Origin of the sequence: Lacibacter cauensis (assembly GCF_007830055.1) — a bacterium.
Lineage (GTDB): Bacteria > Bacteroidota > Bacteroidia > Chitinophagales > Chitinophagaceae > Lacibacter > Lacibacter cauensis.
Window position 1 is genome coordinate 36,331 of sequence record NZ_VLLE01000004.1, and the last position, 13,022, is coordinate 49,352.

9 protein-coding genes are annotated in these 13,022 nt (G+C 41.5%); 8 read left to right on the forward strand and 1 reads right to left on the reverse strand.

Translation table 11 applies throughout. The features are described from left to right. The first annotated feature begins 86 nt into the window (after window positions 1–86). From IQ13_RS10330 to IQ13_RS10360, 7 genes are all read left to right on the forward strand, one after another. Window positions 87–824 carry an MlaE family ABC transporter permease gene (locus IQ13_RS10330; protein WP_144886298.1) on the forward strand — a complete coding sequence of 246 codons (738 nt, stop codon included), beginning with the start codon at window positions 87–89 and terminating at the stop codon, window positions 822–824. Between the two features lie 3 nt (window positions 825–827). Next, window positions 828–1,637 (forward strand): ABC transporter ATP-binding protein, encoded by an 810-nt coding sequence (locus IQ13_RS10335; protein ID WP_144886299.1) that lies wholly within the window; start codon window positions 828–830, stop codon window positions 1,635–1,637. A 58-nt stretch (window positions 1,638–1,695) separates the two neighbouring features. Beyond that, window positions 1,696–2,529: a DUF4198 domain-containing protein gene (locus IQ13_RS10340; RefSeq protein ID WP_144886300.1), complete on the forward strand. Its 834-nt coding sequence runs from the start codon at window positions 1,696–1,698 to the stop codon at window positions 2,527–2,529. A gap of 668 nt (window positions 2,530–3,197) precedes the next feature. Further along, window positions 3,198–4,070, forward strand: coding sequence for a succinate--CoA ligase subunit alpha (gene sucD / locus IQ13_RS10345; RefSeq protein ID WP_144886301.1), 873 nt, complete (start codon window positions 3,198–3,200; stop codon window positions 4,068–4,070). A gap of 257 nt (window positions 4,071–4,327) precedes the next feature. Continuing rightward, window positions 4,328–4,567 (forward strand): hypothetical protein, encoded by a 240-nt coding sequence (locus tag IQ13_RS10350; protein ID WP_144886302.1) that lies wholly within the window; start codon window positions 4,328–4,330, stop codon window positions 4,565–4,567. Between the two features lie 48 nt (window positions 4,568–4,615). Further along, window positions 4,616–5,188: a pentapeptide repeat-containing protein gene (locus IQ13_RS10355; RefSeq protein ID WP_144886303.1), complete on the forward strand. Its 573-nt coding sequence runs from the start codon at window positions 4,616–4,618 to the stop codon at window positions 5,186–5,188. A gap of 9 nt (window positions 5,189–5,197) precedes the next feature. Next, window positions 5,198–5,827 carry a class I SAM-dependent methyltransferase gene (locus IQ13_RS10360; RefSeq protein WP_144886304.1) on the forward strand — a complete coding sequence of 210 codons (630 nt, stop codon included), beginning with the start codon at window positions 5,198–5,200 and terminating at the stop codon, window positions 5,825–5,827. Between the two features lie 53 nt (window positions 5,828–5,880). On the opposite strand, the gene IQ13_RS10365 is transcribed toward IQ13_RS10360, so the two are convergent. After that, window positions 5,881–6,642 (reverse strand): proline and serine-rich protein 1 family protein, encoded by a 762-nt coding sequence (locus IQ13_RS10365; RefSeq protein ID WP_144886305.1) that lies wholly within the window; start codon window positions 6,640–6,642, stop codon window positions 5,881–5,883. Between the two features lie 233 nt (window positions 6,643–6,875). Between IQ13_RS10365 and IQ13_RS10370 the strand changes: the two genes are divergently transcribed. Further along, window positions 6,876–12,965 (forward strand): alpha-2-macroglobulin family protein, encoded by a 6,090-nt coding sequence (locus tag IQ13_RS10370; RefSeq protein ID WP_144886306.1) that lies wholly within the window; start codon window positions 6,876–6,878, stop codon window positions 12,963–12,965. Window positions 12,966–13,022 lie beyond the last annotated feature (57 nt).

The window sequence follows — 13,022 nt, forward strand, 5'->3', positions numbered from 1 at the left end:
TAACTAATTGGTATAGTACGCTGCTGTTGTCAGTCGTCCGTGGTCTATTGTCTGCCGGCTAATCATTATTTCACTATCTTCATTCTATGAATTTTTTCACCCACTTTGGCCGTTACCTGCTAATGATCAAGGGTATGTTTTCCAAGCCGGAAAACATGCGTCTTTACTGGAAAGAACTGATGCATCAATGCAACGAAATCGGTATCCGTTCGGTAGGTATCGTGGTTATCATTTCGGTGTTTCTTGGTGCGGTAACAACTGTTCAAACTGCCTATCAGCTGGTTACACCGCTTATTCCTAAAACCGTTATTGCTGTAATTGTTCGTGACAATATTATTCTTGAACTTGCTCCTACGTTGATATGCGTTGTACTGGCCGGTGTGGTTGGCAGCCGTATTGCATCGGAGTTGGGCAATATGCGCATCAGCGAACAGATTGATGCGTTGGAAATCATGGGCATCAACACCAAAGCATATTTGATTATGCCGAAAATTTTAGCGGCGTTGATTGTTGTTCCTTGTTTGGTGGTGCTGGCAGCTGTTCTCGGTATCTGGGGTGGTAAAGTAGCCGGTAATTTATCCGGCATTCTTCCGCCAAGCATTTACAACGATGGTTTGCTCGAAGATTTTATTCCCTACAACGTATTCTTTGCACTCAGCAAAACATATACCTACGCCTTTATTATTTCCAGCATTCCTGCCTACTATGGTTATCATGTAGAAGGTGGTTCGCTGGAAATTGGACGTGCAAGTACAAAGAGTGTAATTGTAAGTTGTATTCTTATTTTATTGGCCGACTATGCGCTGGCTGCATTACTGTTATAACACATGATCGAGATTAAAAATATCAGCAAAGGCTTTAACGGACGTACCGTAATTGATAATGTTTCTGCTACGCTCGAAACAGGCAAGTGTAATTTAATTATCGGTGCAAGTGGCAGTGGTAAAACGGTAATGATGAAATGTTTGATTGGTTTATTTGAGCCCGATGCAGGTGAAGTGCTGTATGATGGCGACAGTATTACCAATATGAACGAAGAAGGACGAAAGCAGTTACGTCAGCAGATTGGCATGCTGTTCCAGGGTTCGGCTTTGTTTGATTCCATGACGGTGGAACAGAATGTGATGTTTCCGCTCGATATGTTTACCAAGCTTAACCTGAAACAAAAACACGAGAAAGTAAACGAAGTACTGGCTCGTGTAAACCTCACCGGTGCCAACGATAAATATCCTGCGGAGATCAGTGGGGGTATGAAGAAACGTGTGGGTATTGCACGTGCCATTGTGCTGAATCCGAAATTTTTATTTTGCGATGAACCCAACTCCGGCCTCGACCCCAAGACATCGTTGGTAATTGATAAGCTCATTAAAGAAATTACTACTGAGTTTGGTATGACCACTGTTGTCAACACACACGACATGAACAGTGTAATGGAAATAGGCGATAACATTATTTTCATGCACCAGGGCCATAAAGAATGGGAAGGTTCTAACAAAGACATCATCTTCAGTAAAAATGAAGAGCTCAACAAATTCATTTTTGCATCCGACTTTTTGCAGGATGCAAAAGATATGCGCATGTTGGAAGCAAAAGGAAAAATTAAGACCGACAGGGATATGGATGAAATGACGAAGTAACGGCCACACTTGCGTGCCGGTAAATTTGCAGTATCTTACTGCAACAGAAAACAATGCCATGAAAAGAATTAACTCTGTTTCGTTACTTGTTTTTCTTTTGCTTGCTTTACCACTTGCCGGTCATGAATTCTGGCTTGAACCTCAGCAATATCTATTTTCCCGTACTGATGAAGTCAATATCCGTTTTCGGGTCGGCGAACATTTTACCGGCGAGAACTGGACAGGTAACCGTCAAAAAATAAATACCCTTAAACTTTATTATGCTGATATCAGCGACGACCTCAGCGATGCATTAAGCGAAGATGAAGGCGACTCTTTGCAATTTTCGATACATGAGGAAGGTACGGTGATGGTTGCTTTCAACAGCAGCAATTCCTTTATTGAACTGGATGCTGCAGCATTTACTACTTACCTCGAAGAAGATGGATTGTACAACGCAATTGACCTGCGCAAACACCTCAACGAAACCGATTCTGTCGGCAGGGAATATTACCAGCGTTCAGTTAAAACCATTGTGCAGGTGGGCGCACTTAAAACCAATATTTACAAAAAGCAAACAGGCTTACCTGTTGATCTTATTCCACTCTCCCATCCCTATCAACTAAAAAATGGCGACTCTATTACAGTTCAGGCGTTGTTTAAAGGCGAACCGTTGAGCAATGCGAAAATCCGTACCTGGCATAAACTGCCAACCGGTGTAACAACGAACAGTTACATGAGCAATGCCAAAGGTGAAATCCGCTTTCCCGTTACCACAAGCGGCGAATGGATGGTGAGCTGTGTGCAGATGATCCGTTTGCAAGATGATGCCAATGCAAACTGGCAAAGCTATTGGGGCAGTTTAACCTGGGGTTATACGGGAAAGAATATCAACACAGCAATGGCGAGATAAAGATTCCAAAAAACAAAAGCCAAATTCCAATGGGCAAACTACTTCATTACCCTGTAAGACTTTTGTTCTTTGCACATACTATCAATGTACTTTTAGTTACCTGGCTGTATTGGAATATTAACGACTATAATACAGCAGCACAAGTTTCATCAACTAAAATTTCAACATTCAAGCTACTGAATGAACTTTTAAAAGGCATTGCTGATACACTACAGCAATGGTTACTTTTTTTATGTTTGGTTGCAGTACTGTATGTTTTGTTTTTGATCGCATTAAAAATGGTTTGTCGCATTAGGATTAAAGAGTTACTTCTTTTCGCACTCATCACAGCACATGGAATGTTCATAATCTTGTTGATCTTATCTGCCACTATAACTGGCCACATTGCAAACTATCTGTTTGTTTTCCTCCTGTTGCTGATTAACTTTCTTCTGCTGAAGTTTTCAGACTATTGGAATTATACTGCTGACGGGCTGCCCGATTGAAGCGGTAGCTTGCCACACCCCAACAGCGGCTGTAAGCCCTGTGGGCGGTTGGCAACTACAAGCGTAAAGCGGGAACAATTGTTCGTTTTTGCAGCAGCGAAGAAAGCCCCTTCTCTTGTGTTTTAATTGCCCCAAACTTATCAATCATCCCCTATCTTTGCGGCACTTAATAAAGTATTCCAAATGAGCATCCTCGTTAATAAAAACTCCAAAGTAATTGTGCAGGGTTTTACCGGCACAGAAGGTACTTTCCATGCAACGCAAATGATCGAATACGGCACCAACCTTGTTGGTGGTGTTACACCTGGTAAAGGCGGTACTACGCATCTCGATCGTCCTGTATTTAACACGGTAGAAGAAGCCGTACAAAAAGCAGGTGCCAACGTGAGTATCATTTTTGTACCCCCTGCATTTGCAGCCGATGCCATTATGGAAGCTGCCAACGCAGGTATTGAACTGGTGGTTTGTATTACAGAAGGTATTCCTGTGCAGGACATGGTTAAGGCGAAGAATTATCTTGTTGGAACCAACACCCGTTTAATCGGACCAAACTGTCCCGGTGTAATTACTGCCGGCGAATGTAAGGTTGGTATCATGCCCGGTTTTGTATTTAAGCAGGGACGTATCGGTATCGTTTCAAAAAGCGGTACACTTACCTACGAAGCGGCTGACCAGGTGGCGAAAGCTGGCTTGGGTGTAAGCACAGCAGTAGGTATTGGTGGCGATCCTATCATTGGCACTACTACCAAGGAAGCGTTGGAATTGTTTATGAACGACCCCGAAACGGATGCAGTGGTAATGATCGGTGAAATTGGTGGTGGTATGGAAGCAGAAGCTGCACGTTGGTACAAAGAAAATGCAAAGAAACCGGTGGTTGGTTTTATTGCCGGACAAACAGCGCCTCCCGGCCGTCGTATGGGTCATGCCGGTGCAATCATTGGTGGTGCTGAAGATACTGCTGAAGCGAAAATGAAGATCATGGCTGAGTGTGGCATTAACGTAGTAGCAAGCCCTGCAGATATTGGTAAAACAATGGCTGCGGTATTAGGTAAATAAGATTTGTTTTAAGAATATGATTGAAACCCTGCACTAGTGCAGGGTTTTTGCTTTTAAAAACAATCTGTTTTGCTGTTTAGCGTTATTACAAAAAAGGAAAGATGCATCGCTTATGTATTTTAATTCTGCTTTTATTCGCAGGCTTTGTAAGCATGGCCCAAAGCCAGTCGGTTACTGAAAAAGATTTTCGCTTATTAATTGACGGGAAACAGTACACAGATTCTGTAAACAGTATTTCACTTGCAGATCTCTTGAAAATGCAAAAGGTTGCTGCAAACTTTTCGTGGATAACTGTGAAAAGTATTGTTATTTATTATGAACCTCCTTTTGGGGAAACAGCCTTTCAAAGATGTACTGTCGATACCATTTGTAATGATGCAAAAGAATTGATTAAAAAATTTAAACCCGGTTATCTTATTGGCATTTCGGCTGACGAAGCCGTTAACAGACAAGGAAAAAAGATTTATATAAAGGAAGTATTTTTCCGGATAAAATAATTCTGTTACTGTTATCAGGCTTTCATTAATTCCTTTTACTTTAGTTCAATGCAAATCGACTACATCGAAGACGAAGAATTTGAAGGCATTGATTTTACAAGCAACGCTTTCAAAAAAGGTGAATACGAAAACTGCACATTCACCAACTGTAATTTTGCAGAAGTAAATCTTTCAAAAACAACTTTCATTGATTGCATTTTCGACAACTGTAACCTGAGTGCAGCCAATGTTAATGGCACAGCATTTCAGGAAATACAGTTTAGCAATTGCAAGCTCATGGGGTTGCGTTTTGAAGATTGCAATACATTTTTATTTGCTGTAACCTTTACCAACTGTCTGCTGAACCTTTCTACTTTTTACAAACTGAAACTAAAGAACACACGCTTTACCAATTGCAGTTTGCAGCAGGTTGATTTTACCGAAGCTGATTTGAGCAGTGCTGATTTTACCGATTGTGATTTACTGCACACCACATTCGACAATACGATCCTGGAAAAAGCCGATTTCAGAACAGCCCTCAACTTTTCGATTGACCCTGAACGAAACAAGCTGAAGAAAGCAAAATTTTCAACAGCGTCATTAGCCGGACTACTTGCCAAATACGATTTACAAATTGATTAAATTACAAGCATGAACAGCGTACAACAAGCCTATAACAGTTGGGCACAGCAATACGACAGCAACGAAAATAAAACCCGTGACCTGGAAGCAAGATCGTTACGGGAAACACTTGCGCCTTTAAGCTTTGAACGCTGCCTGGAAATCGGCTGTGGTACGGGCAAGAACACCGTTTGGCTGATGGAGAAAGCTGCATCGGTTACAGCTGTTGATCTGAGCGAAGAAATGCTGGGCAAAGCAAGAGCAAAAATCACCGCAGCACATGTACAGTTTGTGCAGGCCGATATTACTCAACCGTGGAGCTTTGCTGCTACACAATTCGATCTGGTGGGCTTTAGTCTTGTGTTGGAACATATCGAACAGCTTTCGCCTGTATTAAAAAAAGCAGCCGACGCTTTAAAGCCCGGCGGTTATCTCTATATCAGCGAACTGCATCCCTTTAAACAATACAACGGCAGTAAAGCAAGGTTTGAAACCGAAACAGGCACACAGGTTGTTACCTGTTTCAATCATCATATAAGCGACTTTATGGATGCAGCCAAAGCAAATGGTTTGCAGTTACTTTCACTTACAGAATATTTTGATGAAGATGACCGTACTACAATTCCCCGTTTACTCACATTACTGTTTCAGAAAAAATAAAGAAGCCTCCGTTTCCGGAGGCTTTCAGGCTGGTGCTTTTACTGAATACCTTCTTAATCTCTGTAAGAAGCAATGTATCGTGTCAATTCTGTTTTGCTTGTTCCGTAACTAAACGCATCGTTCACAATAAAATAACTGTTCCTATCGGTTGTGTAACGGTAAGCATACTTCGCCAACTCGAGTTTGTTTTGTTCAAAACTCATCAACTGTACCAACTCTTTTATCTGTTGTGCACTAACGGGATTGTTGGGTAAAACCGAACGGAGTAATTCCATTTTGTTATCATCGAAATTGCTGCGTTCAACCGATTGTTTCAACTGCTGAAACTTCTGGTAATCCATCGGCTGGTAACGGTTATTACCATTGTTGCCCCATCCATCGTTATTGCGATCGTTACCCCAACCACCATTGTTGCGGTCGTCACGGTTATTCCAGCCATCATCGTAACGGTTATCAATTGCCTGTTCATCCACAAACACTTTACCAAAACGGTTTACAACAATATCGGTATGCATACCTCTGCGGATATTGAGGTTGGTGTTGTAGATGAGTTCATCACGGTTGTTACCAAATATTCCCCTGCGCCGGTTATTGTTGTTGTTATAATTAACTGCATAAATCTGCACACGGTGATAACCCGGGTTTAAATTGCTGATGCGGAACTCACGGTTTCCAACCTGCACCTGTCTGCCATCCACCATTACACGAATAGGATTCACCGACATACTGGTGATGCTTAATCTTCCATCGTCCCAACCTGCAAATACTGCTGTGGTCATTAAAAGAAAAGCGACGAGTGTAAAAATTCTGTTCATAAAAACCTCCTTTGTTTATTCATTCAGACGCAACAACAAAGCCGAAGGCAAAATACAGGCTGATAAAGATTCGTTAAAGCATTTCCGTTGTCAGGACGTCGCAGACGTCAGACATCTGAAATGCTTATTAAAAGTATCTGAGGTCTTCCACGTCCTGCTACTGCTTTATGTAATTCCTTGTTTCTTTGCATCTCAACAGCACAGTATTGATTACCTTACATAAAATGCTTTCTATGTATTTGAAACGTCTTTCGCTTGTTAACCTTTTTATCCTCCTGTTCAGCATGAGCTTATTTGCACAAAACAAATTCAACTATTCGGCTGCATGGAAAAAAGTGGATGACCTTCTTTCTAAAAAAGGATTAACCGAATCGGCCTTAAAAGAAGTAAAGACCATTTACGATGCCGCCAAAAAAGAAAAGAACAACGGCCAATTACTCAAAGCAGTACTCTTCCGTTTGTCGTTACAGCAACAGAAAGAAGAAGAGGCTGATGTAAAAGCCATTGCAGAAATTGAAAAAGAAATAACGCTTGCGGCAGAGCCATTAAAATCAGTGTTGACCAACTATGCAGCCGAAGCCTATTGGCAATACCTGCAAAATAACCGTTGGAAATTTTACAACCGTACCAATACCACCGGTTATGTAAAAACAGATCTAGCAACATGGACTATTGATGATTTTCATAAAAAGATCAGCAGCTTATACCTTGCTTCGTTGCAAAATAAAAAACTGTTACAACAAACAAAGCTCGATGCATTTGATGCAGTGATCAACAAAGGAAATGTACGGCATCTGCGCCCAACACTGTACGATCTGCTGGCGCATCGTGCAATTGCTTACTTTACGAATGATGAACGCAGCATCAGCAAACCCGAAGAAGTATTTGAATTGAACGTAGCTGCAGCGTTCGACCCTGCTGCCGATTTTATTACACGTAAGTTCACCACCGCCGATGCAAATTCGCTTACATACAAAGCATTGCTGTTGTACCAGGAGTTGATTGCCTTTCACATCAACGATAAAAAAGCAGATGCATTGATCGATGTTGACCTGCTGCGTTTGCAGTTTGTAAAACAGCATGCAACACTGGAGAACACTACAGAACTCTACCGCCTGGCATTACAACATATCATCAGCCAATACAATAACCAGCCGATAGCAGCGCAGGCAACTTACCTGCTTGCAAGAGATTATGCTGATTATGCAGCCACCTACGATTTTAAAAAACATAAAGTAAACGACGAACAGAACCCACGTTATTACTATCGCAAAGCAATCGAACTTTGCAAACAGATCCTTGCACAAAAAGAACTCACCGAAGGCAGAGCCAACTGCAGCAACCTGTTGCAGGAAATACAAAGCAAAGAACTCTCCTTAACATCAGAAGAAGTGAATGTGCCCGGCAAACCGTTCCGTTCATTGCTGAAATACAGGAATGTATCAAAAGCATATTTCCGTATTGTTGCTATTGACAGGGAAACCTGGCAGAACATGGAGAAGAACCGTTGGGATGATGCGTATTGGCAAAAGTTAACGGCGTTAAAACCAATCAACAGCTTCAGTTACAATTTACCTGCCACCGACGATTACCAACCACATAGTACTGAACTAAAAATACCGGCGTTACCGGTTGGTACTTATTTGTTGTTAACCGGTGCCGATGAAAAATTTACACTTACAAAAAACATACTGGCTGTACAGTTTTTCCACGTAAGCAATCTTGCATGGATGCATTACAGCAATCATGTTTTTGTCGTAAACCGTGAAACAGGTACGCCGCTGCATAAAGCAAACGTTATAGTTTGGGAACAGGGTTACGATTACAATCAACGTAAAAACGTAAACAACAAAGCTGGCAACTATACAACCGATGCAAATGGTTACTTCAGCATTACCAACAGCAAAAGCGAAAACCGTTACAACCAAACACTGGAAGTAACGTATGAAAAAGATCATTTGTTTGTGGATGACAATGCCTACAGTTTTGTGTATGAAAATAAAAAGCAACCGGTTGATGAAGTAAGAACAAGACGTACGTTTTTCTTTACTGATCGTTCCATTTATCGCCCCGGACAAACAATTTATTTTAAAGGCATTGTTACTGCAACGGATGCTGCAACAGAACGTCCGAAAGTAGTAAGCGGGCTTACAACTATTGTTTATCTCTACGATGCCAATTACCAGAAAGTAGACTCACTAAAACTTACAACAAACGAATTTGGTTCCTATGCAGGAAAGTTTGTATTGCCTGTTGGCCGCATTAGTGGACAATATTATTTACAGGAATCGGCAACCAGCGGTATGGTTTATTTTTCGGTGGAAGAATACAAGCGTCCGAAGTTTTTTGTAGAGTACCAACCCATCAAACAAACATTCCGCATCAACGATAAAATAACAGTTACAGGCGAAGCAAAAGCGTATGCCGGCAATAATATTGACGGTGCAAAAGTTAAGTATCGTGTTGTGCGTGAACCACGTTTACCCTATCCCTGGCTTTGCTGGAAATGGGGCTGGCCGCAAATGGATGAACAGGAAATTGCACATGGCGAAGCAATCACAAAAGCCGATGGCACATTTGAAATTTCGTTTACAGCTGTTCCTGATAAAAAAATACGGAAAGAACTGGAGCCGGTATTCGATTATAAAGTTATTGCTGATGTAACCGATCTTAACGGTGAAACAAGAAGCGGCGAAACCTTTATAAGCGTTGGTTACAGTGCATTGCAGTTAGATATCAGTTTGCCAAAAGGCGCATTGCAAAAAGCATCTCAATTTAAAAGCATTCAGGTTCGTACATCAAATATGATGAATGAGTTTGTGAAGAGTACCGTTACGGTGCGTATGTACAAATTAAAAACACCAGACCGACTTATTCGTGAACGCTACTGGGAAGCACCCGATCAATTCATCATTAATGAAAAAGATTATCTCACCGATTTTCCGAACGATGAATACAACAATGAAACAGAAAAAGAAAATTGGGAGAAGGGCGCCGTGTTGTTTGAACAAAAAGTCACAACAAAGGCAAGTGGTGAGTGGTCAGTAGTGAATAGTCAGTTAAAACCCGGTTGGCATTTAATTGAAGCAACTGCAACCGATAAGGATGGTAAAGAAGTCAAGAATCAAATCTATGTGCAGTTAACAGACGATAACAACAAACTGTCAACGCCGGAATATGTTTGGCCCTTTGCATCTGTTGTTACTGCAGAACCCGGAACCAACGCCAATCTGCAGTTTGGCAGCAGTGCCGAAAATATTTCTCTGGTACAAATAGATCCATCTCTTTCAATTGGTAATTTTCAGTTTCATCAGTTGAATAACGAACAAAAGCAAATTACCGTTCCCGTTACCGAAAAACAACGTGGCGGTTTTGGTTATGTTTATTCGTTTATTAAACACAATCGCATCTTTAGCTATACACGTGCAGTAAACGTACCATGGACCAATAAAGATTTAAACATCAGTTATGAAAGCTTCCGTGATAAAACATTACCGGGTAGTGAAGAGCAATGGAAAATAAAAATCAGTGGTTACAAAGGCGATAAGGTTGCAGCAGAATTGCTGGCAAGTATGTACGATGCATCATTGGATCAGTTTAAACCGCATCAATGGAACAAGCCGGATTTGTTTCCGATTAATTATATGAAGAATAGTTGGAGCGGTGGAGGGTTTAAGTCAATCAATAGTGATGAAAAATCTTATTTTGAAGAAACTGATATCAGTTTCACCAAACACTATGATCTATTCAAACAAATCGGTAATTACTTTGGAATGTTTGAGGGAGTAGCATATAAAAGAACATCGCCTGTTACTCTTGCTGATGCTCAAATGGTTGCTGCCCCGGCTCCGGAAGCGGCTGAGAAAGAAGAGGGGGCTACAAAAATGGAATTTAATTTAGGTCTGGTTGATTCAATGACGTTTCAATACAACACCAAAAAAGAAGAACCGAAAAAACAAGATAACAATCCGAACATCCGTACCAACTTTAACGAAACAGCTTTCTTCTTCCCCGACTTAAAAACAGATGCAGAAGGAAATATCACGTTCAGCTTTACAATGCCGGAAGCATTAACGAAATGGAAAGCACAGTTGTTGGCGCATACCAAAGATCTGTCGATGGGGTTAAGCGAAACAAGCATCGTTACACAAAAAGACCTGATGGTGCAACCCTTTGCGCCACGCTTCTTACGTGAAGGTGATCGTTTTGAATTCACTGCCAAGATCAGCAACCTTACCGATAAAGAAATTACCGGCACGAGCAATCTGCAGTTACTCAACACCGCCACCATGCAACCTGTTGATGGCTGGTTCCAGAATACATTTCCGGTACAGCATTTCACTGTCGGGCCAAAGCAAAGCACCGTGGTGAAGTTCCGCACCGAAGTACCGTACAATTTTAATGAAGCACTCACCTACCGCATCATTGCCAAAGCAGGTAACCAAACCGATGGTGAAGAAGCAACGCTTCCTGTATTAACCAACCGTATGCTGGTAACAGAATCGTTGCCATTATCGATGCGTGGCGATGGAACAAAAACATTCAACTTCAGCAAACTGTTAACGGCTGAACAATCTGAGAGCTTAACGCATCATCGCTTTACCATTGAGTTCACCAGTAATCCTGTATGGTATGCAGTACAGGCATTACCATACTTAATGGAATATCCGTACGAATGTGCAGAGCAAACATGGAATCGTTTTTATGCAAACGCATTGGCATCGCATATCACCCAAAAACTTCCACGCATACAGCAGGTGATGCAGCAATGGAAAATAAAAGATACTGCTGCCCTCCTGAGCAATCTGCAGAAGAATGAAGAACTCAAATCTGCATTGCTGCAGGAAACGCCCTGGGTATTGCAGGCGAAGGACGAAGAACAGCAGAAGAAAAACATTGCATTGCTGTTTGATATGGTGCGGATGAACAGCGAGCTGAGTAAAAACCTGGCACTGCTGCAACAGATGCAATCGGCCAATGGGGGCTTTGTGTGGTTCAAAGGCGGACCGGATGATCGTTACATTACCCAATACATTGTTACAGGTATCGGTCATTTGCAAAAGCTGAATGCAGTACCGAAAGAACAGCAAAGTGCATTGAATGAAATGGTTACCAAAGCAATTGTTTATCTCGACAAACGATTGAAAGAAGATTACGATTATCTGCTGAAATATAAAACGCCGTTGAAGAATAACAACATCGGTTCAACACAAATTCAGTATTTGTACATGCGCAGCTTCTTCCCTGCCGTTGCACAAACAAAAGGAACAGAAACGGCATTTACTTATTACAATACACAGTCGAAACAATACTGGGTAAAACAAAGCAAGTACATGCAAGGCATGATTGCTTTGGCGCAGCACCGCAGCAAGGATAGCAAAACAGCTACTGCCATTGTGCAATCGTTGAAAGAAAATGCGCTCTTCAGCGAAGAGATGGGCATGTACTTTAAAGATTTTACTTCGGGTTATTACTGGTACCAGGCACCGGTGGAAGCACAGGCATTGATGATTGAAGTATTCAATGATGTAACTGCTGATAAAAAAGCAGTAAACGATTTAAAAACATGGTTACTAAAACAAAAACAAACACAAAACTGGAAAACAACCATTGCTACTGCTGAAGCATGTTATGCATTGTTGCTGCAGGGTGGCGAATGGATTGCAACAGAACCTGTGGTGGAAATAAAAGCAGGTGATCAATTGTTCAGTACATCAACAGAAAAAACAGAAGCTGGCACCGGTTATTTCAAACGGAGCATCGATGGTAATTTTGTAAAGCCATCGTTCGGTACTATCAATGTTACTGTCAATAAATCGAACGGACAGCCAACATGGGGAGCTGCTTATTGGCAGTATTTTGAAAACCTCGATAAGATCACTGCTGCAGCAACCCCTCTGAAATTACAGAAGAAATATTTTGTAGAACGTAACTCTGTAAACGGACCAGTACTTACGCCGGTGAACGAAGGCGATGAATTGAAAGTGGGCGATAAAATTAAAGTGCGCATTGAATTACGTGTTGACCGTAACATGGAATATGTACACATGAAAGACATGCGCCCAAGTTGTATGGAACCGGTGAATGTATTGAGTCAATACAAATGGCAGGGAGGTTTGGGTTATTACGAAAGCACCAAAGATGCCAGCACCAGTTTCTTCTTCAGCTATCTTAACAAAGGCACGTATGTGTTTGAATATCCTCTATTCATTACACATGCAGGTAATTACAGCAGCGGTATTACAAGTATTCAATGTATGTACGCACCGGAGTTTACAAGCCACAGCGAAGGAGTAAGAATTAAAGTGATGAATGAGGAATAACGCCTGCTCTCCGTAGTTTTAACGAAGGAGAAAGTGATAAGTATAAAAAGAGGCAGC